The sequence below is a fragment of the Geodermatophilus sp. SYSU D01045 genome, from assembly GCF_054050295.1.
Genome location: NZ_JBJGZB010000009.1, coordinates 40129 through 53988 on the forward strand (window position 1 = coordinate 40129; position 13860 = coordinate 53988).

General features: G+C 75.1%; 14 protein-coding genes. 4 read left to right on the forward strand and 10 right to left on the reverse strand.

The features are described 5' to 3' along the window. Positions 1-59: 59 nt before the first annotated feature. Positions 60-803, reverse strand: coding sequence for an MBL fold metallo-hydrolase (locus tag ACI798_RS09145; RefSeq protein WP_457047758.1), 744 nt, complete (start codon positions 801-803; stop codon positions 60-62). Positions 804-899: 96 nt separating this feature from the next. Between ACI798_RS09145 and ACI798_RS09150 the strand changes: the two genes are divergently transcribed. Both ACI798_RS09150 and ACI798_RS09155 read left to right on the forward strand, forming a co-directional pair. After that, positions 900-1160 carry a hypothetical protein gene (locus ACI798_RS09150; RefSeq protein WP_456941094.1) on the forward strand — a complete coding sequence of 87 codons (261 nt, stop codon included), beginning with the start codon at positions 900-902 and terminating at the stop codon, positions 1158-1160. A 76-nt stretch (positions 1161-1236) separates the two neighbouring features. Continuing rightward, positions 1237-1830, forward strand: coding sequence for a hypothetical protein (locus ACI798_RS09155; protein ID WP_456941093.1), 594 nt, complete (start codon positions 1237-1239; stop codon positions 1828-1830). A gap of 16 nt (positions 1831-1846) precedes the next feature. Here the strand turns inward: ACI798_RS09155 and ACI798_RS09160 are convergent, their stop codons facing one another. The 6 genes from ACI798_RS09160 to ACI798_RS09185 all read right to left on the reverse strand — a co-directional run bounded on the left by ACI798_RS09160 (position 1847) and on the right by ACI798_RS09185 (position 8243). Then, positions 1847-2062, reverse strand: coding sequence for a hypothetical protein (locus tag ACI798_RS09160; RefSeq protein ID WP_457047759.1), 216 nt, complete (start codon positions 2060-2062; stop codon positions 1847-1849). Between the two features lie 122 nt (positions 2063-2184). Continuing rightward, positions 2185-2913: a GntR family transcriptional regulator gene (locus ACI798_RS09165; protein ID WP_456941091.1), complete on the reverse strand. Its 729-nt coding sequence runs from the start codon at positions 2911-2913 to the stop codon at positions 2185-2187. A gap of 144 nt (positions 2914-3057) precedes the next feature. After that, entirely contained in the window at positions 3058-3834 is a 777-nt protein-coding gene (locus ACI798_RS09170; RefSeq protein ID WP_456941090.1) for a TIM barrel protein, read from the reverse strand. Then, the gene (locus ACI798_RS09175) at positions 3831-4850 is read right to left on the reverse strand and encodes a Gfo/Idh/MocA family oxidoreductase (protein WP_456941089.1); all 1020 of its coding nucleotides are present in this window, start codon (positions 4848-4850) and stop codon (positions 3831-3833) included. Before ACI798_RS09175 ends, ACI798_RS09170 begins: the two co-directional genes overlap by 4 nt. Further along, positions 4847-7120, reverse strand: a complete 2274-nt coding sequence (locus tag ACI798_RS09180; RefSeq protein WP_457047760.1) for a cytochrome P450/oxidoreductase — start codon at positions 7118-7120, stop codon at positions 4847-4849. Before ACI798_RS09180 ends, ACI798_RS09175 begins: the two co-directional genes overlap by 4 nt. Positions 7121-7205: 85 nt before the next feature. Continuing rightward, entirely contained in the window at positions 7206-8243 is a 1038-nt protein-coding gene (locus ACI798_RS09185; RefSeq protein ID WP_456941087.1) for a LacI family DNA-binding transcriptional regulator, read from the reverse strand. 144 nt (positions 8244-8387) lie between these two features. Here ACI798_RS09185 and ACI798_RS09190 point away from each other — a divergent pair, with 144 nt between their 5' ends. Both ACI798_RS09190 and ACI798_RS09195 read left to right on the forward strand, forming a co-directional pair. Further along, positions 8388-9629: a Gfo/Idh/MocA family protein gene (locus ACI798_RS09190; protein ID WP_457047761.1), complete on the forward strand. Its 1242-nt coding sequence runs from the start codon at positions 8388-8390 to the stop codon at positions 9627-9629. Positions 9630-9723: 94 nt separating this feature from the next. Continuing rightward, on the forward strand, positions 9724-10722 hold the full coding sequence (locus tag ACI798_RS09195; protein WP_456941085.1) for a sugar phosphate isomerase/epimerase family protein: 999 nt from the start codon (positions 9724-9726) through the stop codon (positions 10720-10722). Positions 10723-10918: 196 nt separating this feature from the next. Here ACI798_RS09195 and ACI798_RS09200 read toward each other — a convergent pair whose 3' ends face one another. The 3 genes from ACI798_RS09200 to ACI798_RS09210 form a co-directional block, all read right to left on the reverse strand. Beyond that, positions 10919-11734 carry an ATP-binding cassette domain-containing protein gene (locus ACI798_RS09200; RefSeq protein ID WP_456941084.1) on the reverse strand — a complete coding sequence of 272 codons (816 nt, stop codon included), beginning with the start codon at positions 11732-11734 and terminating at the stop codon, positions 10919-10921. 4 nt (positions 11735-11738) lie between these two features. Continuing rightward, the gene (locus tag ACI798_RS09205) at positions 11739-12800 is read right to left on the reverse strand and encodes an ABC transporter permease (RefSeq protein WP_456941083.1); all 1062 of its coding nucleotides are present in this window, start codon (positions 12798-12800) and stop codon (positions 11739-11741) included. 64 nt (positions 12801-12864) lie between these two features. Beyond that, a complete protein-coding gene (locus ACI798_RS09210; protein WP_456941082.1) occupies positions 12865-13845 on the reverse strand; it encodes a substrate-binding domain-containing protein in 981 nt (326 codons plus the stop codon). Positions 13846-13860: the final 15 nt, after the last annotated feature.

Genomic DNA, 13860 nt, shown 5'->3' on the forward strand with positions numbered 1-13860 from the left:
GACGCTTCCCAGGGAGGACCCGCGCCCCGGCCGGAACTCATCGCGGACGGTGGCCCCCGCTACCGGCGGGCGCGGGCCACCGCGGCGGACAGGTCGCCGCGCCACGGGTCGCCGTGGCCGGGGACGAGCAGGTCGGCCGGCAGCGCGGCGAGGGCACCGAGGGCGTCGCGGGCGCGGTCCGGGGAGGCGGCGAAGAACCCCGGCAGCAGCTGCGGCCCGCGCACCCGCGACGTCGGGTGGCCGGTGACGAGCGCGTCGCCGGTCGCCACCATCCCGTGCCGGGGGAACAGGTAGGCGGTGTGCCCGGAGGTGTGGCCGGGGGTGGGCACGGGGACCGGCCCGCCCGGGAGGTCCAGCGGGCCGCCGTCCGGGCCGCCGTCCGAGGCGTCGCCGGGGAACGGCCGCGCCGCGGCGACGACGGGGTGCGCGGTGGCCCCGGCCCGCACGATCGACAGCGCCCACCGGGCGACCCGCGGCCGCCAGGCCCGGACGGCGACGTCGAGCGGCGTGGCCTGCTCGCGGCGCTCCCCGCGGGTGTTCGGCAGCTCGTCCGGGTGCACGAGCACGGGGGTGCCCGCCGCGAGGGCGGACAGCCCGCCGACGTGGTCGACGTGGGCGTGCGTGACGAGGACGGCGCGCACGTCCTCCGGGCGGGAGCCGAGGGCGCGGACCGCGTCGGCGAGGCTCGCGGCGTCGCCCGGGTACCCGGCGTCGACCAGGGTCAGGTCGCGGCCGTCGCGGACCAGCACCCGGTTCACCGCGGTGCCCGGCACGCAGAAGACGTCCTCGGTGACCTCGTGCACCGGCGCTCCCTCCCCCACCCGGACGGTAGCGCCGCGGGGGTTGCCCGGCCGCCCGGCGGGGTGTCGACTGGCCGGGCCGTCGGAGGGAGGGAGCCGGTGGGACGTCGGACCCGGAGCGGGCTGCAGGACGAGCTGCTGCGGCTGCTGCGCCCGCCGGACCCGCGGCGGGAGCGGCTGCCCAGCGAGCGGGTCGCGCCCGCGCTGGCCGCGATCGGCGACCGGATGTCGGGCCGGCCGGCGGACGAGGTGTGCGCCGCGCTGGAGGCGGCGGTGCGGGAGGCCGGCGGCACACCCGACCGGGCGGCGCTGCGGGAGTTCGCGGCCGACATCGAGGCCGGCGACAACCCCTTCGCCTGAGGACCCCGGACGGTGGGACGCTCGGTCCCGGAGGGGCGCTCCCCCGTCTCCCCCGCCCCGGCCGAGGTGAGGCCCGATGACCGCAGCGGCGATCCGCCGGCTGACCGCGTCCGGCGTGGGGGCGTGCCTGCTGGTGGCCGGCTGCGCCGGCGACCCGGACGGGTCCCCCGCACCGGCGGCCGCCGCGCCGGCGAGCGCCCCCGACCGGCGGGACGCCACCTACACCGTGACCTGCGACGGCGTCGTGCCCGAGGGGTTCGCGGTGACCCTGCGGGACGGGTCGGCGCGCGTGCCCGCCGAGACCGGCCCCTACGACTGGTTCGAGGTCTCCCTCGCCGCCGAGACGACCGGGGACGTCGACCGCGACGGCCGGCCGGACGCCGTCGTCCTGCTGCGGTGCTCCCCGCAGCCGTCGAACGGGATCGTCGAGGAGGTCCAGGTCCTCGACGCCGACGGCGACCGGCTCGCCACGCTGCCGAGCCCGCGCACGCTGCCGCGGGCCGACGTCCTCCCGCCCGTGTACGACCCGGACGGGCTCGCGGTGGAGGACGGCCGCGTCGTCGCGGTCATGCGGGTGTACGAGCCGGGCGACACCCACGCCGGCGGCCCGTCCGGGCGGATGACGGTCCGCTGGCAGTGGGACGGCCGGGACTTCCGGCGGCTGCCCTAGGTGCCGCCGGACCCGGTCAGGCGCGGGCGAACAGCGCCCGGTGCGCCTGGCGGCCGAGGATCTCGGCGGCGAGGCCGCGCTCGGAGCCGCGGCCCTCGAGCAGGGCGGCGAGGTCGTCGCGGTCGGCGGTGGTGGCGTAGTCGGCCAGCTCGCGCTCGAGGGCGCGGCGTGACCGCTGCCACACCGAGCCGCGGCTGAACGGGGCGAGGAGGCGGGGAGCGGTGCGGGTCATGACGGTTCTCCGTGCTGCATCTGCGATCGCTGTACCGACTCCATCGTCCTCGCCCGCGGCACGCCGGTGGCACTCCGGGCCTGTGAGTGTCGGCACCGTGACCGGACGCACCCGCCGGAGGGTCAGCGGCCGACGAGCGTCGTCTCGAAGTCGTAGCGGGACGCGCGGTAGACGTGCCGGCCGAGCTCCACCGCGCCGCCCTTGTCGTCGAACGCCGTCCGCTCCATCGTGAGCAGCGCCGCGCGCGGCGGCTCCTGCAGCAGCCGGGCCTCGTCGGCCCGGGCCAGGCGGGCGCCGATCCGCTGGTGGGCGACCCGCAGGTGCACCCCCTGCGCCCGCAGGTACTGGTACAGCCCACGCTCGACGAGGTCCTCCGCCGACGGGTGGAACCGGCCGGGCAGGTGGTTGGTCATCAGCGCCAGCGGCTCGCCGTGCGAGCGCCGCAGCCGGCGGACCACCACGATCTCCTCCCCCGGCGCGAGGTCGAGCTCCCCGGCGACGTCGGCCGGCGCGGGGCGCCGCTCCAGCGACAGCACCTCGGTCGTCGGCTCCTCACCGGCGCGGGACAGGTCGTCGTAGAGGCTGGTCAGCTCCACCGACCGGCGGACGTGCGGCTGGATCACCTGGGTGCCCACGCCGCGCTTGCGGACCAGCAGTCCCTTGTCGACCAGCTCCTGCACCGCGCGCCGGACCGTCGGCCGGGACAGCCCGTACCGCTGGGCGAGCAGCAGCTCGTTCTCCAGCCGCGAGCCCGGGGGCAGCGAGCCGCCGGTGATCGCCCCCTCGATGGCCTGCGCCAGCTGGAAGTACAGCGGCGTCGGGCTCGAGCGGTCGATGTCGAAGGTGAGCACGTCTGCCTCCCGGGGAGCGAGCACCGCGGGTCGGTTCGGAGCACCCGCCTCCCGCCCCCCGATGATCGCACCCCGCCGGCCGGGATCCTCCTGTCCTCCCCTCATCGGGGCAGCCGGACAACAGGATGTCCGGACAAGCAGACGTCAGCCGTAGGCGGTGCAGAACGCCGCGAGCGCCTCCTCCGGGTCGCCGGACGCCCAGCCCTCCAGCGCGACGACGCCGTCGTAGCCCAGCCGGGCCAGCGCCGCCGCGACCGCCTCGTGGCGGATCTCCCCCGTACCCGGCTCGCACCGCCCCGGGACGTCGGCCACCTGCACCTCGCCGACCAGCGGCAGCGCCCGCTCCACGAGCGCGATGAGGTTCCCCTCGCCGATCTGCGCGTGGTACAGGTCCAGGTTGAGCCGCAGGTGCGGGCTGTCCACCGCCTCGACCAGCGCGATCGTGTCCGCGGCCCGGGCGAACGGCGTGCCCGGGTGGTCCACGGCGGTGTTGAGGTTCTCCAGCGTGAACACCCGCCCGGCCCGCTCGCCGAGCTCCGCCAGCCGGGTCAGGGTGCGGGCGGCGGTCAGCCACATCGCCGGGGTCACGACGGCGGCGGGGACGACGGGCAGCCCGCGGGCGTCCAGCCCGGTGCCGTGCACGTTCAGCCGCGGGCAGTCCAGCCGCTCGGCGGCCGCCAGCGACCGCTCGGCGGTGCGCAGCAGCTCGGCCGCGCCGTCGTCGTCGGCGAGGGTGCCGGTGACGTAGCCGGTCATCGAGGAGAACGTCGCGCCGGTGGCGGCCAGCGCGTCGAGGTCCTTGCCCGTCCAGTCCCAGATCTCGACCTCGAGCCCGGCGGCGGCGATCCGCCGCACCCGCTCGGCGAACGGCAGGTCGAGGAACAGCATCTCCGCCGAGGCGGCCAGCCGGTACCGGCTCACTTCTCCACCTCGTCGGTCCGCACCGGCCGGCCCGCGCGGACCGACTCGGCCGCGGCCAGCGCGATCGCCAGCGCCGCGCGGGCGTCCTCCCCGGTGACCGGGGGCGGCGTCCCGCCGCGGACGGCGTCGACGAAGGCCGCGAGCTCGGCGGTGTAGGCGTCGGCGAACAGCTCCTGGTCGCTGCGGACGGTCTCGGCCACCCGGCCGCCGGGGCCGGAGAACACCGCGCCGGTGCGGCGGCCGTCGCCCATCGTGACCATGCCGCCGGAGCCGAGCACCTCGCCGCGGACGTCGTAGCCGTAGGCGGCCTCGAAGCAGGCCTCGGCGACGCCGATCGCGCCGTCGTCGAAGCGGACGACGACGACCGCGGTGTCCAGCAGCCCCCGGTCGCGCCAGGCGGGCTCGACCAGCGCGTCGGCGACGGCGTGCACCTCCACCGCCTGCGCGCCCGGGTGCAGGAACCGCAGCGTGTCGAAGTCGTGGATCAGCGTCTCGAGGAAGACGGTGTCCGGCTTCACCCGCGCCGGGACGAAGCCGCCCGGGTCGCGGGTGAGCGAGCGCAGCAGCCGCGGCGTGCCGAGCGTGCCGTCGTCCAGCAGCGCGCGGGCGGCGGCCCAGTCCGGGGCGAAGCGGCGGTTGAAGCCCACCTGCAGCACCACGCCGGCGGCGCGGGCGGCGTCGATGGCGCGGTCGGCGTCGGGCAGCGTCACCGCCATCGGCTTCTCGCAGAACACGTGCCGGCCGGCGGCCGCGGCGGCGGCCACCAGGTCGGCGTGCGCGCGGGCCGGCGCGGCGACGACGACGGCGTCGACCTCCGGGTCGTCCCACACCTGCGCGGCGTCGGTGTAGGCCCGGCCGGCGCCGAGCACCCCCGTCAGGTACTCGGCGGCGCCCTGCGCGGGGTCGGCCACCGCCACCAGCCGCGCGGACGGCAGCCGCCGGGCCAGGGTCTGCGCGTGGAAGGCGCCCATCCGCCCCGAGCCGAGGAGGGCGACGCCCAGCGGGCCGGCGGTCACAGGTCCAGCACCAGACGCGGGCCCGCGGCGCGGGAGACGCAGATCATCATGCAGTCGCCGGCCTGCCGCTCGTCGTCGCCGAGCACCGAGTCGCGGTGGTCGGGGGTGCCGGCGAGCACCGCCGTCTCGCAGGTGCCGCAGGTGCCCTCCGCGCAGGAGGACAGCACCCCGACCCCGGCCGCCTCCACCACCGACAGGATCGAGCGGTCGGCCGGCACGGGCAGGGTCAGCTCGCTGCGCTGCAGGACCACCTCGAACGGCTCGTCGCTGACCGGGCCGGTCTGCGGCCGCGGGGCGAAGCGCTCCACGCGCAGGGAGCGCGCGGGCCACCCGGCGACCGTGCGCTCGACCGCCGCGAGCAGCGGCTCGGGGCCGCAGCAGTAGACCAGGGTGTCCGGCTGCGGGGTGCCGAGGACCTCGTCGAGGTCGAGCAGGCCGGTCTCGTCCTGCGGGCGGACCGAGACCCGGTCGCCGTGGGGGGCCAGCTCGTCGAGGAAGGCCATCGAGGCGCGGCGCCGGCCGCCGTAGACCAGCCGCCAGTCGGCGCCGGCCGCCTCGGCCGCGCGGATCATCGGCAGGACCGGCGTGATGCCGATCCCGCCGGCGACGAACAGGTACCGCGGCGAGGGCGCGAGCGGGAAGTTGTTGCGCGGGCCGCGGACCCGCACCCGGTCGCCCTCGCGGAGGGTGTCGTGCACGTACCGGGAACTGCCGCGCCCGTCGGGGTCGCGCAGCACGCCGAGCCGGTAGGCGGAGTGGTCGGCCGGGTCGCCGCACAGCGAGTACTGCCGGGTGGGCGCCCCGTCGAGGACCAGGTCGACGTGCGCGCCCGGCTCCCAGGCCGGCAACGGCGAGCCGTCGGCCGCGCGCAGCACCAGCTCCACCACGCCGTCGGCGACCTCGCGCTTGACCGCCACCCGCGCCGGCGCCTCGAACTCGGTGGTGGCGAGGGTGACGCTGGTGGTCCGGTGCCGGACCTCCTCCACGTGCGGGCGGCGCCGGGCGCCCCCGCCGAAGCCGATCGGCAGGTTCTTCCAGACGTACATGTTCGGCGAGCTCGGGTAGAAGGTGGGCGCGCCGGCGAGGGTGTACTCGCCGAGCACCGGCAGCGCCTCCTCCAGCGCGATCCGCGCCTCGAGCCGGGCCAGCGGGGCGCCCAGGCAGCCGTGCACGCCCTCGCCGAAGCCGAGGTGGCGGCCGCGGGGCCGGGTGACGTCGAAGGTGTCGGGGTCGGGGAACTGTCGCTCGTCGCGGTTGGCCGCGCCGGTCACCAGGACCACGCGGCCGCCGGCCGGGATCGTGACGCCGTGCAGCGTCACCTCGCGCGAGGTGGTGCGGGCGGTGAGCTGCAACGGGGTGATCAGCCGCAGCGCCTCCTCGACCGCGGCCGGGATCAGCGAGGGGTCGGCCTGCAGCAGCGCGCGCTGGTCCGGGTTCTCGGCGAGCAGCGTGAACAGCGTCCCGGTCAGCCCGGCGGTGGACTCCACGCCGCCGAGGAACAGGATCATCATCAGACCGCTGACCTCGGACTCCGTCGTCACCCGCTCCGGCACGAACGGCACGCCGTCGACCTCGGCCTGGACGAACCGCGTGACCAGGTCGTCGCGGGCGGCCCGGCGGCGGTCGTCGAGCAGGTCGATGAAGAACTGCTGGACGCCGGCGGTGGCCGCCCGCGCGACCGGGGTCAGGTGCGGGGTGCCGGGCACGCGGTCCTTGAGCTCGTGCGTCCAGTGCTCGAGCTGCTCGCGCCGCGCCTGCTCCAGCGGGTCGGGGTCGTGCCGGCCCGGCAGCCCCATGAGGTGGAAGAACACGTCGAAGGGCATCGGCCAGGCCAGCTCCTGGGCGATGTCGACCGTGCCCCGGCCGCCGCTGCCGCGGCCCCGCCAGGTGCCCACCAGCTCGCGCACCACCGCGCGGATGCCGTCCTCGAGCGCGGCGATCCGGCGCGGCAGGAAGTAGGGCTGCACCACCGAGCGGACCTGGTCGTGGCGGGGGTTGTCCATGCTGCCGATCGATCCCGGCGGCACCTGCTCGAGGCGGCTGTCGTCGATGTCCATGCCCTCGAAGCTGCGGAACGTGTCGGCGTCCAGGGCCGCGGCGCGCACGTCCGCGAAGCGGGTCAGGACGTACCAGCCCCAGCGCTCGCTGTGCCACACCGGCGCCTCGTCGCGCATCCGGCGGTACAGGCCGAAGGGGTCGGACGTGTAGAAGTCCGGCTGGAAGGGGTCGTAGTCGAGGGTGGCGGCGGGGGCTGTGGCGGTCTGGGCCATGGCGGTCTCCGCGGTCGGGAGCAACGAGGCTTGAAGCGCTTCAAGCGTCAGGGGTGACCCGGGCCACTGTCAATGGTTTGTCAGGTCAAACCGGCGGCGCCGCGGTCGTTCCCCGGACCACCAGCCGCGGGGGGACGACGACCTCGCGGTGCTCCGTGCGTCCGCCGTCGAGCCGCTCCACCACCGCCGCGACCGCGTGCCGGACCAGCTCGCGCGACTCCTGGCTGACGGTGGTCAGGTCGACGTGCGCCAGCCGGGACAGCGGGCTGTCGTCGTACCCCACGACCGAGACCTCGCCCGGGACGGCGACGCCGGCGCGCAGCAGCGCGTCGAGCAGGCCGACCGCCGAGGCGTCGTTGTAGGCGACGACGGCGGTCGGGCGCTCCCCCGGCCCGAACAGCGTCCGCGCCGCCCGCGCCCCGGCCGCCTCGCCGTGGTCCCCGGCCACCACCCGCAGGTGCCCGTCGAGACCGTGCCGGCGCATGGCCTCGCGGTAGCCACGCCGGCGGGCCGACGCGATGACCCCCCGGCCGCCGTCGACGTGGACGATCCGCCGGTGCCCGAGGGCGACCAGGTGGTCGACCGCCAGCGCGACACCCTCGTCGTCCGCGGCCCGGACGACGTCCACCCCGGCGGAGGGCACCGGGCGCCCGACGGCCACCACCGGCAGCTGCCGGTCCAGCGCCCCGAGACGGGCCGCGGGCGCCTCGGGGCCGAGCAGGAGCAGCGCCTCGCACCGGGAGTCGAGCAGCGTCTCGACCGCGCGCTCCTCGTCGCGGGTGCGGGTGACCGTGCTGAGCACCAGGTCGTAGCCGTGTTCCTCCGCGGCCTCGTGCAGGTCCTCGACCAGCTGCGCGTGGAAGGTGCTGCGGACGTCCATCAGGACGCCGATCAGCCGGCTGCGCCGCCGGGCCAGCAGGCTCGCGGCGCGGTCGGGGCGGTACCCGAGCCGGGCGGCCGCTCCCAGCACCCGCTCCCGGGTCGCGTCGCTGGGCCCCGGGGCGCCGCGCAGCACCAGGGACGCCGTGGCCGGGGACACGCCCGCCTCGGCGGCGACGTCCGCCAGCCGCGGGCGGCGCACCGGCTCCTCCACGCTCAGGACGACCACCCGCTCCCTTGACACGACCCGGCTCCGCTGTTGTGATCGGCATCCCTATTGAAGCGCTTTAGCGACCCGCGGGTGGTGCCGTCCCCACCGCGCCGGCGCGCCACCTCCCCGGCTCCGCCCCCGCGCCGCCCCCGCCCACCCCACGAGAGGGGACCAGCGATGTCGCAGCGGCCGCTGTCCGTGGCGGTGATCGGTGCCGGGATGGCCGGCCGCAGCCACGCGGCCGGCTACCGCCAGGCGGGCACCGTCTTCGGGGAGGGCCTCCCGCCCGTCCGGCTGGCCGCGATCGCCGACGCCGACGCGGAACTGGCCCGCGACGCGGCCCGCCGCTACGGCTACGAGCGGGCGGTGTACCGCTGGGAGGACGTCGTCGAGGACCCCTCGATCGACGCGGTCAGCATCGTCCTCGGCAACGCGCTGCACCGGCCCGTCGCCGAGGCGGCGGTCGCCGCCGGCAAGCACGTGCTCTGCGAGAAGCCGCTGGCCGGGTCGATGGAGGACGCGCGGGCCATGGCCGCCCTCGCGGCGGACGCCGGCGTGGTCACCGCGGTCGGCTACACCTACCGCCGCTCCCCCGCGATCGCGGCCATCCGCGAGCACGTCCGCGGCGGCGGGCTCGGGGAGCCGACCCTGTTCAGCGGCCGCTACTGGTGCGACTACGCCTGCGACCCCCGCAGCCCGATGAGCTGGCGGTTCCGCGGCGGACCCGGCTCGGGGGCGCTGGGTGACGTCGGGGCCCACCTGATCGACGCCGCCGAGCACCTCTGCGGGCCGATCACCGCGGTGTCCGGCGGCGCGCTGACGACCCAGGTCCCGCGGCGCCCGCTCCCCCTGGGCAGGGTCGTCGGGCACGGCACGGCGCCGGTCGGCGACGAGGTCGGGGAGGTCGAGAACGAGGACACCGCCGTGTTCACCGCGCGCTTCGCGTCCGGCCTCGGCGGCTCGTTCTCCGTGTCCCGCACCGCGTTCGGGCTGCCGAACGGGCTCGCGTTCGACGTGCACGGGCTCGCCGGGCGGGTCGCCTTCGACGCCCACCGCCCCGCGGAGTACCTGGTCGACGACGCCCAGCCGGAGGCCCGCACCCGCGGGGCCCGCCAGGTGGTCGTCGGGCCGCAGGCGCCGTACTTCCACGGCGGCTACCCGATGGAGGCCCCCGGCGTCGGGATCGGCAACCAGGAGGCCTTCACCTACCAGTGCCGGGCCTTCCTCGACCAGGTGGCCGGGACCCCCGACCCGTTGCCCGCCAACGCGTCCTTCGCCGACGCGCTGCACACGATGGAGGTCATCGCGGCCGTCGTCCGGTCCTCGGGGGCCGGCGGCGCCCCCGTCGACGTGGCCGTGCCGGACCCCGCTCCGCCGGCCGCGGCCGGCGCCCCCGCCGTGCCGGCGCCTCCCGCCTGACCTCCTCCGTGACCGGACGACCCGGGCGCGACGACCGGCACGCGACGACCGGCACGCGACGACCAGGAAGCGACGACCAGGAAGCGAGACCCCCGTGGCCCTCAAGCTCGGCGCCTACACCGCCTGCCTCCACGACCGCCCCCTGTCCGACGCCCTCGACGTGCTGCAGGCCGACGGGCTGACCTCCGTCGAGGTCAACACCGGAGGCTTCATCCCCTCCCCGCACTGCCACGTCGACCTGCTGCTCGCCTCGGAGCGGGCCCGGCGCGACTACCTGGGGACGTTCGCCTCGCGCGGGATGGAGCTGACCGGGCTCAACTGCAACGGCAACCCGCTCAACCCGCTGCCCGGCGTCGGCCCGGAGCACGCCGACGACCTGCGCCGCACCATCGAGCTGGCCGGACTGCTGGGCGTCCGGAACGTCGTGACCATGTCGGGCACCCCCGGCTCGGACCCCGCCGCCCGCTACCCGTCCTGGGTGGTCAACCCGTGGGACGACGTCTACCTGGACGTCCTGGACTACCAGTGGGGGGTGGCCGAGGAGTTCTGGCGGGAGATCGACGCCCTCGCCCGCGCCCACGACGTCCGGGTGGCCCTCGAGATGCACCCGCACAACCTGGTCTTCTCCCCCGTCACCCTCGAGCGGCTCGTGGAGCGCACCGGCGCCACGAACGTCGGCGCCGAGATGGACCCCTCGCACCTGATGTGGCAGGGCATGGACGTCGTCGCGTGCATCCGGCGGCTCGGGCCGCTGGTGTTCCACGCGGCGGCGAAGGACGCGGAGATCACCCCCGGGGTCGACGTCCGCGGCGTGCTCGACACCTCCTTCACCCGCGTGCCGGCCGACGCCCCGGACACGGTGCCGACCGGCATCGGGTACCGGTGCTCCGCCTGGCCCGAGGACCCGGCGTGGCGGTTCGTCGCCGTCGGCGTCGGCCACGACGTCGGCTGGTGGACGGAGTTCCTGCGGGCGCTGGCCGAGGTCGACCCCGACATGGCGGTCAACATCGAGCACGAGGACGCCGCCCACGACCGCCTCGGGGGCCTCGCCCTCGCCGCGGAGAACCTCCGGGCGGCCGCCGCGAAGCTGTAGCGCCGGGTCAGCCCCCGGCCGTGGGCGGCTCGGGCCGCAGCCGGGGCCGGGGTCGCAGGGCCGGCGGCCACGTAGCAGGCGTCGATCAGCCGCATGGTGGTGACCGCGTCGTCGACGCCGACGGGAGACGACGCGCCCTCACGCATGACCGGCGCCGCCGTCCGGCCCGGGGGCGGACGGCGGCGCCGTCGCCGGGTCAGCGCTTGAGCTCGTGCGAGAGCTCGGCGAGCTCCTGACCGCCGGCCATCTCGGTGGTCAGCTGCTCGAGGGTGACCTCCGAGCGCTTCTTGTCCAGCACCCGCCGGCCGAGCTTGAGGATGACGAAGTGGTCCCCGACCAGGTAGGCGTGGTGCGGGTTGTGGGTGATGAAGACGACCCCGAGACCGGCGTCGCGCGCCGCGGCGGTGTACTTGAGCACCACACCCGACTGCTTGACGCCCAGGGCCGCGGTGGGCTCGTCGAGGATCAGCACCCGCGCGCCGAAGTACACCGCCCGCGCGATGGCCACGCACTGGCGCTGACCGCCGGACAGCGTGCCGATCGGCTGGTTGATGTCCTTGACGACGATGCCCATCTTCTGCAGCTCGGTGTCGGCGATCTCGCGCATGGCCTTGATGTCCAGGGGCGCCATCGGGTACTTGCCCTTGCGGATCTCCGAGCCGAGGAAGAAGTTGCGCCAGACCTCCATGAGGCCGACCACCGCCAGGTCCTGGTAGACGGTGGCGATGCCGGCGTCCAGCGACTCCCGCGGCGAGCTGAAGCGCCGCTCCTGGCCGTCGACCCGCAGCGTGCCCTCGGTGTGCGAGTGCAGCCCCGAGATGATCTTGATGAGGGTGGACTTGCCGGCGCCGTTGTCCCCGAGGACGCAGGCGACCTCCCCGGCGTTGACCGTCAGGTTGATGCCCTCCAGGGCGCGGATGGCGCCGTAGGACTTGCCCACGCCTTCCATCTCGACCAGGGGCGTGCCCTTGGCCAGGTCCTGGGCGGCGTGCTCGGCGATGGTGTCGGTCACGTCGTCATCTCCTCTGGGCGGCGTAGTTCTTGATGTAGAGGTTCACGAGCACCGCGAGCAGCAACATCACGCCCAGGAAGGTGCGGAACCAGTTGGGGTCCCAGCCGGCGTAGACGATGCCCTGGGTGGTCATGCCGAAGATGAAGGCGCCCAGCGCGGAGCCGACGGCCGAGCCGTAGCCACCGGTCAGCAGGGCGCCACCGACGACGGCGGCGATGATGTAGATGAACTCGTTGCCGACGCCGAGGCCGGCCTGCACGGTGCTGAAGTTGAACAGCAGGTGCATCCCGAGGAACCAGGCCAGGAACGAGACGCCCATGAACAGGCCGATCTTGACCTTGCGCACCGGGACGCCGACCGCGCGGGCGCTGGCCTGGTTGCCCCCGGCCGCGGTGATCCAGTTCCCGGTGCGGGTGCGCAGCAGCAGCCAGGTGCCCACGGCCACGAACACCAGCCACCACAGCACGGTGACCTTGAGCGTCATGAAGCCCAGGTCGATGTCGCTGGCGAAGACCGCCTTGGCGGCGCCGAAGCCGTCGATGTTGCTGGTGTTGGGCGTGGCGACCGTGCCGGTGACCAACTTCGTGACGCCGAGGTTGAGGCCCTGCAGGATGAAGAAGGTCGACAGCGTGATGAGGAAGCTGGGGATCCCCGTCCGCACCACCAGCCAGCCGTTGACGAACCCGATCGCCAGGGCGATCAGCAGGCTCACCACGACGCCGACCCACATGTTCAGGCTGAACTGGTAGCAGATCATCGCGGAGGCCAGGGCAGCGGACACCACCATGACACCGGCGGACAGGTCGAACTCGCCGCCGATCATCAGCAGGGCCACGCCGACCGCGACGATGCCGATGGTCGAGGAGGCGTAGAGGACCGTCGCCAGCGCCGGCAGGGTCCGGAAAGGCGCGGCGACGGCGTAGAAGAAGGCGAAGATCACGATCGCCGCGGCCAGCGCCCCGATCTCGGGACGGGCGAGGACGCGGGACACCATCGATCGTTCGGCACGGCCCGGTGGGGTGGCCGGGGGTGCGGTGGACGGCTTCGCCGCCACGGATGAGCTCATGGCGTGCTCCAGACTCGGGAGGGCGGGGTGGGAGGAGCCGGTCACGCGACTCCTCCCCAGCGGGCTACCGGGTGTTGTTGTTGGCGTACTCGACGATCGGGCCGATGTTGGTCTCGTCGACGACGGACGGTCCGGTCAGGACCGGCCCCCCGCCGCCGATGTCGTTGCCGTTGGTCAGGTTCAGCCACAGCGCCGTCACGGCCATGTAGCCCTGGACGTAGGGCTGCTGGTCGACCGAGAACAGGATGCCGCCGCTCTCGATCTGCTCGGCCACGTCGGCGTTCAGGTCGAAGGTGACGACGGAGGCCTGGCTGCCCGAGTCGGCCTTCGCCTGCTGGGCGGCCAGGGCGATGTCGGCGCCGAGGGTCACCACGTTCGCGATCGAGGGGTCCTGCTGCAGCTTGGCGCCGATGGTCTGCTGCACGGACGGCAGGTCGTCGCCATCGACGTAGAGGATCTCGGTGTCGGGGAAAGCGGTCGTCACCCCGGCACAGCGTGCCTCGAGTTGCACCTGGCCCTGCTGCTGGATCACGCAGACGGTGTGGCCGGGGTTCTCCTGGGAGATCTTGGTGCCCACGGTCTGCCCGGCCAGGTCCTCGTCGGAGCCGAAGTACATGCCGACGCCGTAGTTCGTGTAGTCGTTGATCCCGGCGTTGAAGGCGACGACCGGGATGCCGGCGTCGACCGCCTGCTGCACCTCGGGCCCGATGGCGTCGGGGGTGGGCAGTGTGGTCGCCAGCCCGTCCACTCCCTGGTCGATCGCGTTCTGGATGAGCGTCGTCTGCTCGCCGGCGTCCTGGTTGTTCGAGTAGTTCAGCGTGATGTTGTGGTTGGCCGCGGCCGCCTCGGCACCGTTGCGGATCTTGTCCCAGAACGTGTCGCCCGGCGCCTCGTGGGTGACCATCGCGATGGTGTAGCTCTCGCCCTCGGCGGCACCGCCGCCACCCTCGTTCTGCGCGCCACCCTCGCTGCTGCACGCCGTCGCGACGACGACCGTCACGCTCACCGCCACCGCCAGCCGCAGCGACCGTCGGGTCCTCCTCATGGGCGTCTCCTCGTC

What these genes read in the sequence shown, in the direction of transcription:
- ACI798_RS09155 (WP_456941093.1), top strand. Translation starts at nt 1,237, where the DNA reads ATGACCGCAGCGGCGATCCGCCGGCTGACCGCGTCCGGCGTGGGGGCG.
- ACI798_RS09160 (WP_457047759.1), bottom strand. Translation starts at nt 2,062, where the DNA reads ATGACCCGCACCGCTCCCCGCCTCCTCGCCCCGTTCAGCCGCGGCTCG.
- ACI798_RS09180 (WP_457047760.1), bottom strand. Translation starts at nt 7,120, where the DNA reads ATGGCCCAGACCGCCACAGCCCCCGCCGCCACCCTCGACTACGACCCC.
- ACI798_RS09190 (WP_457047761.1), top strand. Translation starts at nt 8,388, where the DNA reads ATGTCGCAGCGGCCGCTGTCCGTGGCGGTGATCGGTGCCGGGATGGCC.
- ACI798_RS09205 (WP_456941083.1), bottom strand. Translation starts at nt 12,800, where the DNA reads ATGAGCTCATCCGTGGCGGCGAAGCCGTCCACCGCACCCCCGGCCACC.
- ACI798_RS09210 (WP_456941082.1), bottom strand. Translation starts at nt 13,845, where the DNA reads ATGAGGAGGACCCGACGGTCGCTGCGGCTGGCGGTGGCGGTGAGCGTG.